Consider the following 19,258-nt stretch of genomic DNA (forward strand, 5'->3'; position numbering starts at 1 on the left):
TCGACGCGCCTGTTCAACAGAGTGATGAAGCCAAACGTTCCGCTGGCCGACCCGACGGCCAAGGCGGACTCCCTGTCCCGCCGCTGCCGCTTCCCCCGGTGCCACTCCCCGCGCCGTAGCAGGGCCGTCCGGTTCCGCCGTGCAGGGCGGGCCACGATATGGGGGCCGGAGCCCGAGTGAGGACATTTCTCCTCACTCGGGCTCTGGCCGTCACTTGGGGGCGAGTCCCAGCCGCAGGGCGCCCGCCGCCTCGGCCGTCGCTTCGCGGAACCGCTGACCGACGCCGATGAAGTTGATGTACCCGTGGATCAGATCCGGCTGGCGGCTGAGCGCCACCGGAACCCCGGCCTTCCGCAATTTCTCCGCGTAAGCCTCGCCCTCGTCGCGCAGCGGATCGAATCCGGCCGTCGCGATATACGCGGGTGGCAAACCGGAAACGTCGCCGTGCAGCGGGGAGAGTTTCGGGTTGTACAGATCGGTGCCCTTCGGCACGTAATGTCCTTCGAACCAGCTCATGTCCGAGTCGGTGAGGAACAGATCTTCCGCGAACAATTCCCGGGAACGACGGCGCACGGTGAAATCGGTCGCCGGATAGAACAGCAGCTGGAACGCCGGGACGCCGCCGCCGCGTTTCACCGCTTGTTGCGCGGTCACCGCCGCGAGGTTTCCGCCGGCGCTGTCGCCGCTGTCGCCGCCGACGGCGATGCGGGCCGGGTCGGCGCCCAGGTCCCGCGCCTTCGCGAACGCGTACTCGAAAGCCGCGATCGCGTCCTCGGTGGCGCCGGGGAACTGCGTCTCCGGTGCGAGCCGGTACTCCACCGAAAGAACCCGCACGCCAGCTTGCTTCGCCAGGTAGCGGACGGTGTTGTCGTGGGAGACCCGGCTGCCGATCACCCAGCCGCCGCCGTGGAAGAACACCAGCAGCGCGGACGGATCGGGCAGCCCGGCCGGGGTGTAGAGCGTGGCCGGCACGTCGCCATCACCCGTCGGGATCTGAAGCTCTCTGGTGGCGACCGGTTCGATCATCTTGCCGCTGACCAGGTGCCTGCTCGCCAGCAGGAGACTGCGTGACTCCTCGACGGTGCCTCGCACCAGAGACGCCTTCGCCAGCTTCTGCAGGCGAAGCAGGAGCTGGGCGTCCAGGGCCAGTTCCTGTCCGTCCAGGCGGAGCGGAGGCCCGGCGATGGCCCTTCTGACCGGCTGCGGGAGCCAGAACGCCAGCTGCGAGAACGCGGCCTCGGCACGGATCTGGAGCGGAATCGCCATACTTCCTCCTGAGGGCTTCCGGCCAGGTTACTTGCGAGTAAGTAGGCCGTCCAGCGGGACAGGACGCTTTGCGGCGAACGGGTGTGACGCAAGCCTCCGGTCCAGATCCTGGTCCTCCACTTAAGTAGAGGGGTTAGCCTCGAAGCGTGACTTCGACGAACTCGGTTCATGTGCTCGGTATCGGCGGCTCCCTGCGGGAGGGATCGCAGTCCGAGCGCGCGCTGCGCATCGCCCTGGGCGGTGCGGCCGAAGCCGGAGTCACCACCGAGCTGATCGCCGGACCGGAATTGGTGCTGCCGTTCTACGACGCCGCGTTGGACGAGCGGCACGACCAGGCCGTGCGGCTGGTCGAGGCGATTCGCCGCGCCGACGGCCTCATCGTCGTCTCGCCCGGCTACCACGGCGCGTTGTCCGGCCTGGTCAAGAACGCCTTGGACTACGTCGAAGACCTGCGTGACGACGCCCGCCCGTACCTCGACGGCCGCGCGGTCGGCCTCGCCGCCGTCGCGTTCGGCTGGCAGGCCGCGGTCACCACGTTGGAACAACTGCGCACGATCACGCACGCACTACGTGGTTGGGCCACCCCATTGGGTGGTTCGATCAACACCGCGGAGACCAAGTTCGACGAAACGGGCGGCGCCTCGGACGAGAAGAGCGTCCGCACCCTTCGCCTGATCGGCGGCCAGGTCGCCGAGTTCGCGCTGAGTCGCGCCGGTCACTAGTCGTTTGCTCCGTTCATCGTCCGGGTAATCGCCGGACGTGATGCCTGCCATGGGGTGGCAAGGTTTCGCGGTTGCGGGACGTTGACACCGAAGAGACGCTCAACGGGGCGTGTCTTGAGACCAGGAGGTAGGCGAAGAATGGCTGAGGCTCTGTACACCGCTGTGGCCACCGCTCGCGGCGACGGCCGCAACGGTGAGGTCACGTCCTCTGACGGCGTCATCGACGAGTCGTTGGCGGTCCCGAAGGAAATGGGCGGACCGGGCGGTGACAAGACCAACCCCGAGCAGCTCTTCGCCGCCGGCTATTCCGCCTGCTTCCACTCCGCGTTGCAGCTCGTCGCACGCCAGGCGAAGGTGAAGCTGGACGGCTCGACCGTCACCGCCGAGGTCAGCGTGCTCAAGCAGGGCGCGGGTTTCGGCCTCGGTGTGGCACTCAAGGTTTCGCTGCCCGGCCTGGAGCAGGCGCAGGCCGATCAGCTCGTCGAGCAGGCGCACCAGGTGTGCCCCTACTCGAACGCGACCCGCGGCAACATCGAGGTCGCGCTGTCGGCGACGGTCTGACCCCGCTCGCGACAGGTCCACTCGTACCGGCAATTTCTGAAAGGAAGACCGAAGATGGGCAAGTCCCCGATCCAGAGCCCGCTGAGTGAAGCCGACAAGGAGATCACCGGTAACGCCTTGCAGGCTACGCTGGTCGATCTCGTCGATCTGTCGCTGATCGCGAAGCAGGCGCACTGGAACGTCGTCGGCGCGAACTTCCGCAGCGCGCACCTGCAGCTCGACGAACTGGTCGCCACCGCGCGCCAGTACGTCGACGAGGTCGCCGAACGCGCCAACGCCATCGGCATCTCGCCGAACGGGCAGGCGAAGGTCGTCGTGGAGAGTTCCGGTCTGCCGGACTACCCCGACAACTGGCAGTCCGTGGAGTCCACGGTCGCCGCGATCGTCGACATTCTCGCGGCGCTGATCGAGCGGCTGCGCAAGCGCATCGACGAGACCGACAAGAGTGACCTGGTCACCCAGGACCTCCTCATCGAGATCACTCAGGAACTCGAGAAGGCGCACTGGATGTGGCAGGCGCAGCAGGCCTGACGCTTTCGCCTCGTGAGTGGTAATGACGGTTAGAACCGTCATTACCACTCACGAGACCCACTGCCTCACCGAGCCGGGTGCCCTGTGTCACGCCGGATTTCCCCGGGCCCTACCGGCGCGTAACGTCGGGGGGTATGGGAGTCGCCGGAGACGAACGTCGTGCGTTGAGCGAGCTTTTCGAAGAGGTCGGCCCGGACGCGCCGACCCTGTGCGCGGGCTGGAAGACGCGGGATCTCGCGGCGCACCTGCTGGTGCGCGAGCGACGGCCGGACGCGGCGCCAGGGATCCTGGTGCCCGCGCTCGCCTCCTACACGCAGCGGGTGCAGGACTCCTACGCCGCGCGACCGTGGTCCGAGGTCGTCGGCCAGGTGCGGTCCGGCCCCGCCTGGTACTGGCCGACCACGATCGGCCCCCTCGACGAGCTGGTGAACGGGCCGGAGTTCCTGGTGCACCACGAGGACGTCCGCCGAGGACAGCCCGGCTGGGAGCCGCGTCCGGCGGATCCCGCGCGGGACGCGGCGGCGTGGAAGTCGGCGAAGCAGGCGGCCAAGCTGAACCTGCGGAAATCACCGGTCGGCGTGATCCTGAAGACGCCCGAAGGCCGCGAGGCGCGGGTGAAGGAAGGCCCGGACACGGTGACCCTGGCCGGTGCGCCGATCGAGTTGCTGCTGTTCGTCTTCGGCCGCGACGCCGTCCGGCTCACCTTCGAAGGTGACGCCTACGCGGTGGACAGGCTCCGGAAGCACGACCGCGGCCTTTAAAGTTCCGCCATGCCGATGATCAGCGTTTCCATGTTCCCCGGCCGCACGGCCGAACAGAAGCAGGCCCTCGTCCGCGAGGTGACCGACGCCTTCGTCCGCACCTGTGGCGGCAACGCCGAGGGCGTCTGGGTGACGATCAACGAGATCCCCGCCGAACACTGGGCCGCGGGCGGGACCCTCTTCTCCGAGCGCTGACCCAGCCTCCAGATGAGATGAACGGGACTTTCATCGCAAAATTTGCCATGAAAGTCCCGTTCGTCTCACGTCAGCCATCGCACGTCAGCGGAGCCCGACGGCCCGCTGCGCGAAGAACACCTCGATCGCCGTCTGCTTGATCGTCTCCGCGATCACCAGTGAACCGTGCCCCGCGTCGAACCGGTAGAACTCGAACGGGATCTCCCGCTTCGCGAGCCTGTCGAGATAGTTCTCGACCTGCCGGATCGGGCAGCGCGGGTCGTTGTCCCCGGCGAGCACCAGCACCGGCGCCGTCACGGCCTCGACGTAGGTGATCGGCGAGCATTCCCGGTACACCGCCGGCACCGTCTCCGGCGATCCGCCGAACAACGCCCGGTCGAACGAGCGGAGCTGCTCCATCTCGTCCTCGTACGCGGCGACGTAGTCCGCGACCGGAACGCCGGCGATCCCCGCCGCCCACCGGGCGGGCTGGGTGCCCAGCGCCAGCAGGGACAGGTAGCCGCCCCACGAAGCACCGTTCACCACGCACTTCTCCGGATCGGAAAGTCCACTTTGGACCGCCCAATCGTGCACGGCGGCGACGTCCTCGAGTTCGGTCAGCCCAGGGCGGCCTTCGATGGCGTCGCGCCAGGCCGAGCCGTAGCCGGTCGAGCCGCGATAGTTGACTTCGACGACGGCGAATCCGGCGTCCAGCCAGACGGCGCGATAGGCGGAGAACCGGTCCTCGTCGGCGGCATGCGGCCCGCCGTGCAAGGAGAAGACCGTCGGCAGCGGGCCTTCTGGCGCGTCGATCGGGCGGGACACCAGTGCGTGAATCTGCCCGCCGACCCCGTCGACGAACGCGTCGGTGACCGGGGCGGATTCCGGAGCCCGCTCACCCGGCGGTTCGAGGAGTACCGAGTCGGCGCCGTCCGCGGTCCGCGCGCGTACCGCCGTGGGCTGCGCGGCACTGGACCACGAGTACTCGACGGTCCCGTCCGGTCGCACCCCGGCGCCACCGATCCGGCCCGGCGGGGTGTCCAAAGAGGACAGTTCGCCGCTCGCGAGGTCGTACCGATGCAGGGAACTGCGGCCTTGGTGGAAGTGGACGACCAGGAGCGCTCGCGCATCCGGGTACCAGCCGGCGACCACTTCGCCCGGCAGGTCGAGTTCGATCTCCCGTTCGGTGTCCGCGGCCGTGTCCCAGATCAGCAGTTCCTCGCGGCCGCGCCGCTCGTGCAGCACCAGCAGGCGCTGATCACCGGCGACCGGCGAGAACTCCAGCGCGCCGAGGCCCTTGCCTTCGCCGTCCCACTTGTCGGCGACCGTGGTGAAGCCGTCGGTCGACAGGACGCGCAGCGCGGGGTGTCGTGAATCACCGTGCTCGGAATGGGAGATCGCGAGCAGGGACTCGTCACGGGACAGCGACGCGATCCCGGCGTCGTCGTCATGGCGGTAGAAACGGGTGGTTTCGCCGTCGATGTCGGCGAAGAGTTCGCTGCCGTCGTCGGTCGAAACACCGACGGCGACCACGCGGGTGCCGATCTCGAGCCCGGCGGGGTAACCGTCGTGGACGTCCGGCACCGCCCGTTCGGCGGCGGCCCCTGGGGTGAACGGTTCGCGGACCCAGGAACCGAATTCGTCGCCGTCGGTGTCGTTGAACCACCAGATCCAGCGGCCGTCGGGGGACGGGGTCGCGTGCATGGTGCCGTTAGGGCGGTCGGTGACGCGGCGGTGCTCGCCGGTCGAGCGGTCCCAGGAGTAGACCTCCCAGACGCCGCTGGCGTTGGAAACGTAGATGTTCGCGTCCGGTGCGTCGATGGCCCATTCGGGAACCGAGATGCGCGGTGCGTGGAAGCGGGCCCGCCACCTGGCCTCGGCTTCGGCGTCGTCGAACAGGCGGTCCGGGACCGCCGCGGACGGATATTTGTTGCCTGGCTGCGTGCTCACCCCTCGATCCTGCCACTGGAGAGCCGTACTGTGTGCGGGGTGCTGGAGGGAAACGCGCCGGGCGCCGCGCGCGACGCGGTGTCCGCGCGGTCTGCGCGCCAAGCGGTCGACCGTGCCGTGTTCGCGCAACCGCTGTTCGGGCCGGGGATGGGGCTCGTCGACGTCGGCTGCGGCCCGGGTTCGATCACCCTCGGTATCGATGGCGGACACAGAAAGTCCACAGTGGACTTTCTGGTCGCGGACGTGCGCGCGTTGCCGTTCGCCGAAGCTTCGGTGGATGTGCTCTTCGCGCACGGCGTCTTCGAGCAGCTGAGGGAACCTGGTGCCGCGCTCGCGGAGATCCGCCGGGTGCTCAAACCGGGCGGAACGCTCGCACTGTCCACATCGGACTGGAGTAGGGCACGTCTTCGGCCGAAGACGGCGAATGTCGACGCGGCGCTGCGCGGGCACTATCTGTTGTGCCGTCGTGCGGGTGGTGACCCGTTCGCCGGGCGCTCGATTCCCGCCGCGGTCACGGCCGCTGGTTTCCGTGACGTGCGAACGAAAACCCGCTACCGCACGGACGCGACCTACCGTTCGCTGGCGACGTACGTGGAGGCACGGCTGGTGACGGCGCTGGAAACCGCGACGACCCCGGACCGCGACCAGCTCGCTTCGGCCGCCCGCTCGGCGTGGTCCTGGGCGCGCTCGGGCGATGGCGACTTCGCCCAATGCTGGATCGAACTCCTCGCGACCCGCTGACCAAGACGTCGTGAGTGGCGTTTCGGGTTAGAAGCCGAATCGCCACTCACGACCAACGTCCGGATACGCCCACGAGAGCCCTCTACGATCGGTGACCCACTCACTCCGGGGGTCCGGGGGGCGAAGCCCTCCCGGGCGGGGCCTGGGGGTTGCACCCCCAGAAAACACCGTAGGGCCCGCGTGGTTGGCGCTTTTCAGCCAACACGCGAGCCCTACGGGACCAACGTCGGGGTGGCGGGATTCGAACCCACGACCTCCTCGACCCGAACGAGGCACGCTACCAAGCTGCGCCACACCCCGGATACTTCTTAGCGGGTCGAGGAGAAGTTTAGCGGACGGTGTTTCGGGCTTTGCGGGGGGCTGCTTTCCGGTGGTTCGTGCTGGTGGTGCCCCGTGGGACGAGGGTCAGCAGGCTTGCCTCGGGAGGGCACGCGAAGCGGGCCGGGGCATACGGCGAGGTGCCAAGACCGGCGGAGACGTGGAGCCACATCTGGGCGCCCCAGCGGGAGGCGCCGCGGGCGCGGGTGCGGTCGAGTTCGCAGTTGGTGACGAGCGCGCCGTAGCCCGGGATCCGGAGCTGTCCGCCGTGCGTGTGCCCGGCGAGGACGAGGTCGTAGCCGTCGCCCGCGAACTCGTCCAGGACGCGGGGTTCCGGGGAGTGTGTGACGCCGATGCGGACGGCCGCCGCGGTGTCCACCGGGCCCGCGATGTCGGCGTAGCGGTCGCGGCGCAGGTGCGCGTCGTCGACGCCGGCGGTGAACACGTACTGGTCGGCGACCTCGATGGTGCGGCGCACGTGGGTGAGGTCGGTCCAGCCGTGCTCGAGGAACGCCGCGCGGAGGTCACGCCAGGGCAGGTGCTCGCCGTGGATCCGCTTCTTCTTACCCTTCGGCATGAGGTAGCGCGCGGGGTTCTTCGGCTTCGGCGCGTAGTAGTCGTTGCTGCCGAAGATGAACACGCCGGGCCTGTTCAGCAGGGGGCCGAGTGCGCGCAGGACGGACGGGACCGCGTGCTGATGTGACAAATTGTCACCGGTGTTGACGACGAGATCCGGTTCGAGCTCGTCGAGCGCGGCTACCCAGCGTTGCTTGCTCACGTGGCCGGGGAGCATGTGCAGGTCCGAGATGTGGAGGATCGTGAAGGGCTTGGCCCCTGCCGCGAGGACCGGGAGCTCCGCGGTGCGAAGCGTCCACCGGCGCCTTTCGATGCCGACCGCGTAACCGAGGGTCGCGGCTCCCAGGGCGGCGGTTCCCACGGCCAAGCGCCGTACCGTCGCCCCTGAAGTATGGTTGTTACTGAGCGTGCTCACAACGTCCAGTTTACGTGCTCATCGGGGGTGATCGTTCGCCCCCATTCCGGCGATCCCGAAGAATCGCTGGAATGGCCTCTTTTCTTCACTTTGTGTGGTCTGTGCGGGGTGTGGTGATCGATCGACATGTGTCCGTCGGCCACTGTTCCCCGTTAGGCCGCCAGGCGCTCACTCAAAGTTAGGTCAGTGTGACTCTTTGTGGTTTGCGCTGGTGAACCCCGCCTCCGCGGTCAGCGTCCGCCGCCCAGATACTTCGGGTCCGGCTGCGGCAACGGCAGTGGTTCCTGGCCTTCGAGGATCTTCGACATCGCCCCGAACCAGGTCTGCGCCGGCGTCTTCCCGCCGAACATATTCGGATTGCAGCCTCCAGCGCGCACGTTGCCGGGTCCGAAGTAGCAGAGGCCGCCGTTTCCGCCCTTCGGACGGAACACCATCGCCGCGCCCGCGAGCTGCGGGGTGGCCCCGAGGTAGGTTCCCGAGCCGTTGTTCTGCGTGGTTCCCGTCTTGCCCATCACCGGCCGGTTCCAGCCGGCGCCGCTCGCTGCGACGGCCGACGTGCCACCGGGCGCGCTGTCCCTGCTCATGCCGACCGCGAGGGTGTTGGCGAGACCTTCGGGCACCACCTGTTCGCAAGCGGCTTCCTTGACCGGCACCGGCTTCCCGTCCCGGTCGGTGACACCGGTCAGCGGGGTCGGCGGGCACCAGACGCCGCCGCTCATGATCGTGGCACCGACGTTCGCCAGTTCCAGTCCGCTCAGCGGGGCGGGGCCGAGGGTGAACGAGGCGTTTCCGGGCCAGCCGGGCCGGGGGCCGAAGGCCTGCAGCTGGCTGGCGTTGACGCCGGGGTTGTCGGACTTCGGGTCGACGGCGCCACCGCCGAGGTTGCTGGCCATGGTGTCGCGCATGCCGAGCTTGCGCGCCATCTCCACGATCGGCCCGGTGCTCCCGACCTTCTCCTCGAGGTTCACGAAGGCGGTGTTCGGCGAGGTCGCTAGTGCCTGCTGCAGCGACATGCCCCCGCCGACCGGGTTGTAGTCACCCGCGTTGCCGAGGCAGTACCAGCGGGAGCGCATCGGCGGTCCGGTCGGTGCGCATTTGTTGCCACCACCGCCGAACACGCTGGAGGTGTAGAAGTCCGGCACCGGGAGAGGACTGTTGATCCCGGCCACGCCGGCTTCCAAAGCGGCGGCGGCGGTGAAGACCTTGTACGCCGAGCCCGCGCCGCCGGTGTTGTAGACGCCGGAAGGCAACGCGAACGTCGTCTGTCCTTGGTCTTCGTGAAGGCCGTAGTCACGGTTCGCCGCGAGCGCCACGACTTCGTGCCGGTTCTTGCCCGGCTTCACCAGGGAAAGCGTGTTCGCGACGTTTTCCTGCGTCTTCTTGACCTGGGCTTCGGCCGACATCTTGGCTTCGTGGTTCGCCCGTTCGTCCAAAGTGGTCTTGATCTGGTAGCCGCCGGTGTAGAGGTCGTCCTTCGTCATGCCGTTCTTGAGGAGATAGTCCTCGACGTACTGGCAGAAGAAACCGTTTTCCGGGCCGGCGCCGGTGCAGTTCGACGCGGGTTTTTGCGGCCCGCCTTCGACGACGCCGAGCGGCTCGGCCTTGAAGCGTTCCGCGTCCGCCTTCGCGAGTTTCTGGTTGTCGACCATGCGGTCCAGCACCAGGTTGCGGCGTTCCGTCGCCTTCGCCGGGAACTTCCACGGGTCGTTGACGATCGGGTTGTTCACCAGACCGGCCAGCAAGGCCGCCTGCGGCACCGTGAGCTTGTCGACGGGCGTGTTGAAGTACGCGCTGGCGGCCGCGCCGACGCCGAAGATCTCGCGCGAGAACTCGACGACGTTCAGGTAGCCGGTCAGGATCTGCATCTTGTTCAGCTTGGTTTCCAGCTGGATCGCGATGCGGGCTTCCTTCAGCTTCCGGGCGACCGACTGCTCCTGTGCGCGCTTCTGGCCCGGCTTGTCGTCCCGGTAGACGACGTTGATCAGGTAGTTCTTGACGTACTGCTGGGTCAGCGTCGACGCGCCCTGCGTGTCACCGCCGGTGGTGTTGCTGACCGCGGCGCGCAGCGTGCCCTTCCAGTCCACCCCGTTGTGCTCGTAGAAGCGCTTGTCCTCGACCGAGATCAGCGCCCACTTCATGGCGTCGTTGATCTGGGTCTCGTTCGTCGGGATGCGGTATTGCTTGTACAGCGTCGCGATCTGCTTGCCGGTGTTGTCCGTGATGGTCGTCACCAGGGGCGGCGGAATGTCCGCGAGGTCCGAAGACGTCTTGTCGACGGTCTCGCTCGCTTGGTTGGAGAGGACGCCCGCGGCGCCCGCCACCGGGAACAACATCCCCGCTACCAGCACCCCCGCGAGCACACACAGGCCAATGAGCTTCAGCAGACCGTCTGTTTTGCGCACGCGGACCAGGGTACGCGGATGCCGTTAGCCCACCGTGACGTCGCCTCGCTGTGCGTGCGAATCCGGTTACAAAACGGACCCCATGAGGTGACGTCTGGTAATGGGAGGCATTCTAGGGCTTGGCGGAGGGAACCGAGGGCCCTTACAGTCCGTCAACGTCTCACGTATGAAAAAGCCGACAGACGGGTGAGTGCGAGCGGCAGTCGCATTCGACCGAACGGAGGCACCGGCACCGGGGAGGTGCCGGGAGTAACCGACGTGAGCACAAGGGAGACACGCTCATGGGGGCAGGAGCGCAGGCTTTTCGTCCCCCCGTGGTGTGTCGAACACCAGGGTAGGGAGCTGGGGGTATGGAAACCAACCAGTCGAGCTGGCGAGTCAATGCGTCGTGCCGCGACACCGATCCGGACGGTTTGTTCGTCCGGGGTGCGGAACAGAACCGGGCCAAGGCGGTTTGCCTCGGTTGCCCGGTCAGGACGGAATGCCTCGCCGAAGCGCTCGATGGCCGGATCAACTTCGGCATCTGGGGAGGTATGACCGAACGGGAACGGCGGGCGCTGCTGCGGCGGCGGCCGGACGTGACCAGCTGGGCGGATCTGCTGGAAGAAGCGAAACGCAGGTTCGCCGGCATCGACGAAGAGGAAGACGTACGCGTCCGAGTCTCGTGATCATGATTCCGTGAAGGGCCCCTTCCCTGAGTCCAAGGTAGGGAAGGAGTCCTTCACGGAGTCTCAGGACTGGGTGGCCAGCCGTGTGCCGATGTCGCGCAGGCCGTCGAGATCGTGCACGTCACTGGGGAGCGCGGGTACCCGCACCAGCGGGACCTCGGGATGCGCCCGCGTGAACCTGGCGAGCAGCCGTGTCTCTCGTTCGGCCAGCGCGACCCGGTCCGCGTGCAGGCGGAGGACGGCTTCGGCCAAGGGCGCGCTGTTCTCGCCTTTCGCCAGCTGCTCGGCGGCGGCGAGGGCCTCCGGGCCGGACAACGGAGCGAGCACCGGATGTGTCCGGTTCGCGACAAGTCCGGCCAGCGGCATGCTCTCTTCCGAGAGCCGCTCCACGAAGTAGGACGCCTCGCGCAGCGCGTCCGGCTCCGGCGCGGCCACCACGAGGAACGACGTGCCGCCGGACCGCAGCAGGTCGGAGGTCTTGCGCGCGCGTTCGCGGAAGCCGCCGAACATGCTGTCGAAGGCCTGCATGAACGCCGAAGCGTCGGTCAGTAGCTGGCCGCCGATGATCGTCGAGACGGCCTTCGCGAACATCGAGAATCCGGCGTTGACGACCTTGCGCAGACCCCAGCCGCCCGCCTTGGCGGGGCCGGTGAGCAGCCGGATCATCCGGCCGTCGAGCGCGGTCGAAAGCCGGGTCGGCGCGTCGAGGAAGTCCAATGCGGACCGGCTCGGCGGAGTGTCGACGATGATCAGGTCCCACTCGTCGGTGGCCGCGAGCTGACCCAGCTTCTCCATCGCCATGTACTCCTGCGTTCCGGAGAACGAGGTGGAAATGGTCTGGTAGAAGGGGTTCTGCAGCAGTTGCTCGGCGCGCTCCGGACCGGCGTGCACGCGCACCATGTCGTCGAAGGTGCGGCGCATGTCGAGCATCATCGCCCAGAGTTCACCCTTGGGTTCGAAACCCTCGACCCGCACCTGTTTCGGGTGATTGCCCAGTTCGCGCAGGCCGAGCGCCTGGGCGAGCCGCCGCGCCGGGTCGATGGTGAGCACCACCGTCTGCCGTCCGCGTTCGGCCGCGCGCAACGCCAGCGCCGCCGCGGTGGTCGTCTTGCCGACCCCGCCGGAACCACAGCAGACGATGACCCGGCTTTCGGGATCGTCGATCAGCTTGTCGATCTCCAGGATGTCCGACATCAGCGCACCCCCTGCTCGGTCAGCGCTTCGGCGAGCTCGTAGAGCGCCGCGACGTCGACTCCGTCGGTCAGGTCCGGCAGTTCCAGGCCCGGCAGGTCGGCTTCGGCCAGTTGCTCGCGGGCGCGCTGTTCGGCCGCGACCCGGACGGCGTGCTCCACGGTCTCCTCGACCAGCGCGTCGAGGGTGCTGTCGGGCAGGTTCAACCCGGCCGACGCGAGACCGGAGCGGACCCGGGAGGCGTCGACGCGGCCGTCCGCGGCGGCCGTGACCGAGCGCGCGGGCAGCCGCGGCGGGCGAACCCGGTTGACCAGCACCGCGCCGGGACGCAGATCCGCGCCGTCGAGTTCGGCGACGGCCTCGACCGTTTCCCGCACCGGCATCTCTTCGAGCAGGGTCACCAGGTGCACGGCTGTCTCGCCGGAGTGCAGCAGCCGGACGACGCCGTCGGCCTGGCCGCGGATCGGGCCGGTCTTCGCCAGGTCGGTCAGTGCCTTGGTGACGTCGAGGAACTTCACGACCCGGCCGGTGGGCGGCGAGTCGACGACGACGGCGTCATAGGTGTGGCGGCCGTCGGATTCGGTCCGGCCGACGCATTCCTTGATCTTCCCGGTGAGCAGGACGTCGCGCAGACCCGGCGCGAGCGTGGTCGCGAACTCGATCGCGCCCATCCGCCGCAGCGTCCGCCCGGCGAAGCCGAGGTTGTAGAACATCTCGAAGTACTCGAGCAGCGCGGCTTCGACGTCGATGTGCAGGGCGCGCAGCTCCCCGCCGCCGGGGACGGCCGCGATGCGCTGCTCGGCGTAGGGCAGCGGCTCGGTGTCGAAGAGCTGGGCGATGCCCTGGCGGCCCTCGACCTCGATCAGCAGCACCCGGCGCCCGCCCTTGGCGAGCGCGAGGCCCAGCGAGGCGGCGAGCGTGGTCTTGCCCGTCCCGCCCTTACCGGTGACGAAATGCAGCCGTGCTCTCGCGAGTTCGTCGGTCCAGCCGGCAAGGGAAGTGCTCACCGGTCCCACCCTAATTGAGGGTTCAGGTCGCCAGCATCATGACGCCGAGCCCGGCGCCGACCACCGCGACGACGCCCCAGGTCAGAACGCCGGACAGCACCGTGAGCATCACCACACCGAGCAGCAGGAGGATCACGAGGGCCACCGCGCCGGTGATCGCGACCGTCCCGGAGCTGCCCGTGCGGTCCCGTGCCTTCGCCATCAGGACCAGCACCAGCGGCAGCCCGGCGAGCGCCAGCAGGGCGGTCGCGATGATGCGCCAGGTCTCCACCGGCTCACCGTAGCGCCACCGAACTCGCGTGCTTGAGCACGAAACTCGCGTGCTTGAGCACGGAACTCACGAGTTTCGTGCTCAAGCACGCGAGATACGGGTCTGAGCACGCGCGATCGCGGCGGGTCAGCTTCCGATCGGGGTCGCGGGCACGCACGGCACCGGCTTCGCGTGTGCCGGGTCGAGGGCGTTGAGGACGTGCCCGGCCGCGTTCCGGTCGGCGGCGACACCGCCGTGCTCGGCCAGGTCCAGCGGGCAGCTGTCCTGCAGCACGATGTTCTTCACGTTCGGTCCCTTGCCCATGCCGCTCGTGTACGGGACGACCGCTTCGTCGTAGCGGGTCATGATGTTCGTGTACGTCACGCCCGGCTGGAAGACGCCGTTGCCGCCACGCAGCTTCGTGAGGAACTCCGAACCGCGCAGGAACTGGCGGCATGAGCCGCAGAGCGGGTCGAGGATCCCGTTGAACCCGGGCGCCAGTCCCAGCGCGCCGGCGAGCGCGTAAAGACGCGAGGCGCCGAAAAGCGTGGTGCCGTCCCACAGCGGGGTCAGGCTGACGTACTTGTCCACTTTGGACGCGCCATCGAGGAACTTGACGTAATAAGAAGGCATCAGTGTGCCTTCGGAGTGGCCGAGGATGTCCACCTTGGACGTCCCGGTCGCGCCGAGGACCTTGTCCACGAACGCCGACAGTTCCTTCGCGCTCTGTTCCATCGGGAGTAGCCCGCCGGGCTGGTAGATCGGCAGCGGCCGCCCCGGGACGCCGTAGGTGAGGGAGAAGACGCAGTACCCGTTGTTCTTGAGCAGCGGGCCGAACGTCTGCCAGTTCACCGTCTGGTTGGCGCTGAGGCCGTGCGTGAGCACCACCGGATTCGGATGGGCCGCGCTCGGACGGCAGTCGAAGTCGTTCGCGCCCGGTGGCGGGCCGCCGGGGGTCGCCGCCTGCGCGGGCAAGGCCGCGGCGAGAGTCCACGGAACGGGCAGTTTCTCGTCGGCGTTCGCCGGTGAAGCGCAGATCAGGGCAAGTGCCGCGGCCACGCAAGCGACGGCGATGGACCTCGTTGTCCGCATGTCAACGTCCTATCTACTCCCGAGTAGGTGTGAAGTGAACCACATCCACGGGAAATCGGCGAACCCCTCGCGAGAGGGTTTTCCGCATGTGTGTCGGGCGCGCTCGCCGGTTTGGCTACGCTCCCGGACATGAGCGCCACCAAGTGGGAGTACGCGACCGTCCCCCTGTTGATCCACGCCACCAAGCAGATCCTCGACCAGTGGGGCGAGGACGGCTGGGAGCTCGTCACCGTGCTCCCGAACCCGACCGGCGAACAGCACGTCGCCTACCTCAAACGAGCCAAGAACTAGGGGATTGAAGCCATGACCTGGACCGATCGGCTTGCCGAGCTCGGTATCGAACTCCCCGGCGTCGCCGCTCCGCTGGCGGCCTACGTGCCCGCCGTCCGCACCGGCTCGTACGTCTACACGGCCGGGCAGCTGCCCTTCGTCTCCGGTGAGCTCGAAGCGACCGGCAAGGTCGGTGCCGAGGTCAGCCCCGAAGAAGCGAAGAAATACGCGCGGACTTCGATCCTCAACGCGCTCGCCGCCGTCGACTCGGTCGTCGGGATCGACAACGTCGTGCGGGTGGTCAAGGTCGTCGGGTTCGTGGCGTCCGCGGAGGGCTTCACCGGTCAGCCCGCGGTGATCAACGGGGCGTCCGAGCTGCTCGGCGAGATCTTCGGCGAGTCGGGCATTCACGCCCGCTCGGCCGTCGGGGTCTCCGAGCTGCCGATCGGGGCGCCGGTCGAGATCGAATTGATCGTGGAGGTGAAGTGATGGACCCCGACATCGAGAAGTCCTCGCACGAGCTCCTGCTCCGGCTGGCCGGACGGCTGCCGGACCAGCTCCTCTGGCGGTTCCGTGACTGGCTCGGCGAGGGCGCGATGGGCACCCTCGCGCGGACCCTGCCCAGGTCTTTGCTTAAGCACAGGATCGACCTGGATCAAACCGAGTATCGCCTGCTAGTCGCCGGGCTCATCCCGCACGGCGCCGATTGGCATCAGGTGAGTTCCACCCTGGGGGTAGACGACGTCACCGAGACCAGGTACACATTCACGCAGAGTGCGCCCGAATGGGTGAACTCCGTCGACTCTGTGTCCGTGTTGATCCACGCGACGTTGCGGGGACGGCCGGATGTGGGTGAAGTGCGGCAAAGCTGGCGACACCTCGGTGTGGTCGGCGAGGGTGGGGCGAAACGAGTCCTCCTGGTCACGGCGCTCAACGGGCTGCCGAGGCTGACCGGCGAACTGCAGCGCGTCCTGCGCGTGCTGGGTGACGAGGAGCCCGGCGTCGAGGTTCTCCCGCCGAGCATCGACCTCACCGGCTATCACCGCACCGCGCTCGCCAACTCCGAGCTGGTCTGCGTGGGCGCGGTGGACACCGGAAGTCGGCTGGTCGCCGCTTAACGCTCGCACCACCAGGCGAGCCGGGAGGGAGCAGAGCAATGGTGGAGGTCCACGACGGCCCGCCCATGGACGGGTTCTCGGTGCCCCTGCGCCTGCACAACCTGTTACTGGCCCTGGCGGGTCGAATCGACGACAGTGCTTTGACCGAAGCGCGTGAGCTGATCGCGCGTGCGCACATCGACGAAGCGGTGGAGCTCACCACCGGCACCCTGATCGCGGGGAAGATCCCGGTGAGCTCGTCCGAACAACGTGAACTGGCACTCGTCCTCGAAATGAGCCGGTCCGACGCCACCCTGGCGAACGACCTGCTGGTGGAGGAGGACGAGTCGGTGCTCACCCACCGGTTCACCGGGGAGAATCAGCCCGAATTCGGCCTCGCCGAGGCGCTCGACCGCACCCTCCAGGTGCTGCCGGACGTCCGTTCGGTGCACGCGGTGTGGCGGAACACGCCCGCCGGAAGCGTGCCCGGCGCGCTGCCGCAGCGGGTCGTCCTGGTCGAGATCGGCCCGGAGGGCAACCCGCCCGCGGTCGCGTTCCGTGTGGACACCGCGCTTCGCCGCGCGGGTATCCGTTCGGTGGTCGAGGTCGCGGGCCCCGGCGTCGCGCGGTCCGCGTACCACCAGGCCGCGTCGTCGGCCGCGAGTCCTGTCTGGGTCACGGGGAGTACCCACTCCAGTGACTTTCGGTCCGAGCCGGTGACTCCGTCGCCCGCTCCCGCCCCGGCTTCCGAGTCGGTCAAGGAGCAGCCGAGCAGGCACGGGCTGCGGCCGGTCGGCAGTTCCGAGCCGATCGCGCCGGTGGTGCCGATCGTGCAGCAGGCGCCAGCGTCGTCGTCGCCTACGACGACGTCTTCGTCGGTGTCGTCTTCGGAACAGGCCACGCCGCGCAAGTCGCGGGCGGAGACGCGTGCCGAGCGCACGGCGGACCTGACCCCGGCCGAGGTGGCGCAGCTGCGTCAGGCGCTCAAGGAGGACCCCGAAAAGGGCCGCGAGATCGCCACGGGCAAGCCGAGCATGCACGAGGTCGTCGAGCTGCCCGCTCTCGACCTCGACGACCCGAGCCTGAGCGAGCGCGACCGCGCGCTTCTGCGTGAACTGCACGCCGAGCTCGCCGAACGGGAGCGTGCCGAGGCGGCGAAGATCCGGCTGAACGGGGCTTCGCGCAGCAGCGGCTCAAGCTGGTCTTCGTAACTGCTACGCGTTTCGTCCTCTGATTGCGTTAGTTGCACGCGCAACGATCGCAACCAGAGGACGAAACGCGATGTTAGGTTGCGGGTGTGGCTGAAGAACTGACATTCGACATCCCGGTGGGGGCCGGGGTGGGCACGCGCGCCAACGCCGGCGGCACGCCGGTGACGCCCAGGGACGCGGCGACCGTGATCCTCCTTCGCGACGGTGAGCAAGGCGTCGAGGTCTTCCTGCAACATCGTGTGAAGGGCATGCCGTTCGCGGGCGGGATGACCGTTTTCCCCGGCGGTGGCGTGGACTCCCGCGATGTCGACGCCTCGGTGAGCTGGGCGGGCCCGGAACCTGCTTGGTGGGCGGAACGCTTCCGGTGTGAGGAATCGCTTGCCCGCGCCTTGGTGTGCGCGGCCGTGCGGGAGACCTTCGAGGAGTCGGGCGTTCTGCTCGCGAGCCTCGGGGACTCCGTCGTCACCGACGCGACGCGGTACCACGACGCCCGCGAGAAGCTGGTCTCGCGTGAACTCTCGCTCGCCGCGTTCCTCGAAGCGAACGGCCTGACGTTGCGCGCGGATCTCTTGCGCCCGTGGGCGAACTGGGTCACCCCAACCGAGGAACCGCGCCGCTACGACACCTGTTTCTTCGTCGCCGTGCTGCCGGAGGGGCAGCAGGCCGACGGCGCCACCTCCGAAGCCGTCGCCTCCGGCTGGCAGCGGCCGGAGGACGCCCTCGCCGACGCCAAGGAAGGGCGCCGCATGCTCATGCCACCGACCTGGATCACGCTCGCGGAACTGGGCGAGTTCGACTCGGCGACCGCGGCTCAGGCCGTCGAGCGGGAAATCTCGAAGATCATGCCGACGCTGATCCGCGACGGTGACAAGGTCCGCGTCGTCCTGGATCCGGCGTGAGCGCCCCCGCGTACGGCGTGCTGCGCCAGGTCACGACGGTGGCTTCGGTGCTGTTGGAGCGCAATCCGTCGTCGATGACGTTGGAGGGCACCAATTCCTGGGTGCTGCGCGGGCCGGGAGCGACCGGTTCCGTGGTCGTCGACCCCGGTCACGAGGACATCGAACACCTGACGCTGCTCGCCGAAACCGGCGCCGTCGAACTGATCATCCTGACCCACCATCATCCCGACCACGCCGAGGGCGCGCCCTGGTTCGCCGACCGGGTCGGCGCTCCGGTGCGGGCCTTCGACGAGTCGCTGTGCGTCGGCGGTAAGTCCCTTGTGGACGGCGAGGTGGTCGCGGCCGGTGGCCTGGAACTCTCGGTGCTGCACACGCCAGGGCACACCGGCGACTCGATCTGCCTACGGTCCGAAGGGCAGCTCCTGACCGGCGACACCATCCTCGGCCGCGGCACCACCGTCCTGCACGACCTCGGCGATTACCTGCGCTCACTGCGTAAACTCGTCGAGTTGCCCGAGGGCACCATCGGGCTGCCGGGACATGGCCCCGAACTGCCCGACCTCGCCGCGACCGCGCGGGAATACCTGACACACCGGGAACAGCGGCTGGACCAGGTGCGTTCGGCACTGAAGGTCCTCGGCGCGGACGCCACCCCGCGCCAGGTCGTCGAGGTCGTCTACGCCGACGTCGACAAGGCTTTGTGGGCGCCCGCCGAGTGGAGCGTGCAGGCACAGTTGGACTACTTGAGGTCGGAGGACGGCGAATGAGTGACGTCGAGGTCGAGTTCTACTGGCGGCCCGGATGCGGGTTCTGCGCCGCGCTGGAGCGGCCGCTGTCGAAGAGCGGCTTCAAGGTGAAGCGGGTCAACATCTGGGAGGACCCGGACGCCGCCGCGCGCGTGCGTTCGGTGGCGAACGGGAACGAGGTCGTGCCGACGGTCTTCGTGGGCTCGAAGGCGATGGTGAACCCTTCGTTCGCGGAGATCGAGGCCGCGGTTAAGGCCGCTTCCGCCTGACCCGCCGCCGGTACCGAGTGGGTCCAGGTGGTCGTGAGTGGCGATTCGGGTTCTAACCCGAACCGCCACTCCCGACCACCTGGACCGACGGCCCTGCTGGCGTGAAATACACGACGGCCCCCCTCCCTGCTCTAGGTGCAA

22 protein-coding genes and 1 tRNA gene are annotated in these 19,258 nt (G+C 68.3%); 14 read left to right on the forward strand and 9 right to left on the reverse strand.

Annotation, left to right across the window (positions count from 1 at the left end):
- Positions 1-210 precede the first annotated feature (210 nt).
- Positions 211-1,266, reverse strand: a complete 1,056-nt coding sequence (locus ACZ54P_RS04010; protein WP_465460040.1) for an alpha/beta hydrolase — start codon at positions 1,264-1,266, stop codon at positions 211-213.
- 146 nt (positions 1,267-1,412) lie between these two features.
- On the opposite strand from ACZ54P_RS04010, the gene ACZ54P_RS04015 reads away from it, so the two are divergent.
- From ACZ54P_RS04015 to ACZ54P_RS04035, 5 genes are all read left to right on the forward strand, one after another.
- Positions 1,413-1,988 (forward strand): NADPH-dependent FMN reductase, encoded by a 576-nt coding sequence (locus ACZ54P_RS04015; RefSeq protein ID WP_465460041.1) that lies wholly within the window; start codon positions 1,413-1,415, stop codon positions 1,986-1,988.
- A 138-nt stretch (positions 1,989-2,126) separates the two neighbouring features.
- Complete coding sequence (locus ACZ54P_RS04020) at positions 2,127-2,549, forward strand: organic hydroperoxide resistance protein (protein ID WP_465460042.1); 423 nt, start codon at positions 2,127-2,129, stop codon at positions 2,547-2,549.
- Between the two features lie 54 nt (positions 2,550-2,603).
- Positions 2,604-3,080, forward strand: a complete 477-nt coding sequence (gene dps / locus ACZ54P_RS04025) for a DNA starvation/stationary phase protection protein Dps (RefSeq protein ID WP_465460043.1) — start codon at positions 2,604-2,606, stop codon at positions 3,078-3,080.
- A gap of 134 nt (positions 3,081-3,214) precedes the next feature.
- Positions 3,215-3,841, forward strand: coding sequence for a TIGR03085 family metal-binding protein (locus tag ACZ54P_RS04030; protein ID WP_465460044.1), 627 nt, complete (start codon positions 3,215-3,217; stop codon positions 3,839-3,841).
- Positions 3,842-3,850: 9 nt separating this feature from the next.
- Positions 3,851-4,036, forward strand: a complete 186-nt coding sequence (locus tag ACZ54P_RS04035) for a 2-hydroxymuconate tautomerase (protein ID WP_181775136.1) — start codon at positions 3,851-3,853, stop codon at positions 4,034-4,036.
- Positions 4,037-4,120: 84 nt separating this feature from the next.
- Here ACZ54P_RS04035 and ACZ54P_RS04040 read toward each other — a convergent pair whose 3' ends face one another.
- Positions 4,121-5,965, reverse strand: a complete 1,845-nt coding sequence (locus ACZ54P_RS04040) for a S9 family peptidase (protein WP_465460045.1) — start codon at positions 5,963-5,965, stop codon at positions 4,121-4,123.
- A 39-nt stretch (positions 5,966-6,004) separates the two neighbouring features.
- Here ACZ54P_RS04040 and ACZ54P_RS04045 point away from each other — a divergent pair, with 39 nt between their 5' ends.
- Positions 6,005-6,706 carry a class I SAM-dependent methyltransferase gene (locus ACZ54P_RS04045; RefSeq protein ID WP_465460046.1) on the forward strand — a complete coding sequence of 234 codons (702 nt, stop codon included), beginning with the start codon at positions 6,005-6,007 and terminating at the stop codon, positions 6,704-6,706.
- A gap of 226 nt (positions 6,707-6,932) precedes the next feature.
- On the opposite strand, the gene ACZ54P_RS04050 is transcribed toward ACZ54P_RS04045, so the two are convergent.
- From ACZ54P_RS04050 to ACZ54P_RS04060, 3 genes are all read right to left on the reverse strand, one after another.
- Positions 6,933-7,006, reverse strand: a tRNA-Pro gene (locus tag ACZ54P_RS04050).
- A 28-nt stretch (positions 7,007-7,034) separates the two neighbouring features.
- A complete protein-coding gene (locus ACZ54P_RS04055) occupies positions 7,035-7,961 on the reverse strand; it encodes a metallophosphoesterase (protein WP_465460238.1) in 927 nt (308 codons plus the stop codon).
- Between the two features lie 284 nt (positions 7,962-8,245).
- A complete protein-coding gene (locus tag ACZ54P_RS04060; RefSeq protein ID WP_465460047.1) occupies positions 8,246-10,417 on the reverse strand; it encodes a transglycosylase domain-containing protein in 2,172 nt (723 codons plus the stop codon).
- 350 nt (positions 10,418-10,767) lie between these two features.
- Between ACZ54P_RS04060 and ACZ54P_RS04065 the strand changes: the two genes are divergently transcribed.
- Positions 10,768-11,085, forward strand: coding sequence for a WhiB family transcriptional regulator (locus ACZ54P_RS04065; RefSeq protein ID WP_061985701.1), 318 nt, complete (start codon positions 10,768-10,770; stop codon positions 11,083-11,085).
- 63 nt (positions 11,086-11,148) lie between these two features.
- Here the strand turns inward: ACZ54P_RS04065 and bagB are convergent, their stop codons facing one another.
- From bagB to ACZ54P_RS04085, 4 genes are all read right to left on the reverse strand, one after another.
- Positions 11,149-12,279 carry an ATPase BagB gene (gene bagB, locus ACZ54P_RS04070; protein WP_465460048.1) on the reverse strand — a complete coding sequence of 377 codons (1,131 nt, stop codon included), beginning with the start codon at positions 12,277-12,279 and terminating at the stop codon, positions 11,149-11,151.
- A complete protein-coding gene (bagA, locus tag ACZ54P_RS04075; protein ID WP_465460049.1) occupies positions 12,279-13,283 on the reverse strand; it encodes an ATPase BagA in 1,005 nt (334 codons plus the stop codon). The genes bagB and bagA overlap by 1 nt, the downstream gene beginning before the upstream one ends.
- A 22-nt stretch (positions 13,284-13,305) precedes the next feature.
- Positions 13,306-13,554, reverse strand: a complete 249-nt coding sequence (locus ACZ54P_RS04080; RefSeq protein ID WP_465460050.1) for a hypothetical protein — start codon at positions 13,552-13,554, stop codon at positions 13,306-13,308.
- A 126-nt stretch (positions 13,555-13,680) separates the two neighbouring features.
- Positions 13,681-14,625: an esterase/lipase family protein gene (locus ACZ54P_RS04085; RefSeq protein ID WP_465460051.1), complete on the reverse strand. Its 945-nt coding sequence runs from the start codon at positions 14,623-14,625 to the stop codon at positions 13,681-13,683.
- A gap of 129 nt (positions 14,626-14,754) precedes the next feature.
- On the opposite strand from ACZ54P_RS04085, the gene ACZ54P_RS04090 reads away from it, so the two are divergent.
- The 7 genes from ACZ54P_RS04090 (at position 14,755) to ACZ54P_RS04120 (ending at position 19,117) form a co-directional block, all read left to right on the forward strand.
- The gene (locus ACZ54P_RS04090) at positions 14,755-14,916 is read left to right on the forward strand and encodes a DUF4177 domain-containing protein (RefSeq protein ID WP_005166970.1); all 162 of its coding nucleotides are present in this window, start codon (positions 14,755-14,757) and stop codon (positions 14,914-14,916) included.
- Between the two features lie 12 nt (positions 14,917-14,928).
- Positions 14,929-15,384, forward strand: a complete 456-nt coding sequence (locus ACZ54P_RS04095; protein ID WP_465460052.1) for a RidA family protein — start codon at positions 14,929-14,931, stop codon at positions 15,382-15,384.
- Positions 15,384-16,013, forward strand: a complete 630-nt coding sequence (locus tag ACZ54P_RS04100) for a hypothetical protein (RefSeq protein WP_037318589.1) — start codon at positions 15,384-15,386, stop codon at positions 16,011-16,013. The genes ACZ54P_RS04095 and ACZ54P_RS04100 overlap by 1 nt, the downstream gene beginning before the upstream one ends.
- A gap of 38 nt (positions 16,014-16,051) precedes the next feature.
- Positions 16,052-17,203, forward strand: coding sequence for a hypothetical protein (locus tag ACZ54P_RS04105; RefSeq protein WP_465460053.1), 1,152 nt, complete (start codon positions 16,052-16,054; stop codon positions 17,201-17,203).
- 86 nt (positions 17,204-17,289) lie between these two features.
- Entirely contained in the window at positions 17,290-18,102 is an 813-nt protein-coding gene (locus ACZ54P_RS04110) for an NUDIX hydrolase (RefSeq protein ID WP_465460054.1), read from the forward strand.
- Positions 18,099-18,869, forward strand: a complete 771-nt coding sequence (locus ACZ54P_RS04115) for an MBL fold metallo-hydrolase (protein WP_465460055.1) — start codon at positions 18,099-18,101, stop codon at positions 18,867-18,869. The genes ACZ54P_RS04110 and ACZ54P_RS04115 overlap by 4 nt, the downstream gene beginning before the upstream one ends.
- Positions 18,866-19,117, forward strand: a complete 252-nt coding sequence (locus ACZ54P_RS04120) for a glutaredoxin family protein (RefSeq protein WP_007035067.1) — start codon at positions 18,866-18,868, stop codon at positions 19,115-19,117. Before ACZ54P_RS04115 ends, ACZ54P_RS04120 begins: the two co-directional genes overlap by 4 nt.
- Positions 19,118-19,258: the final 141 nt, after the last annotated feature.

This window comes from Amycolatopsis sp. NPDC034160, assembly GCF_055575355.1.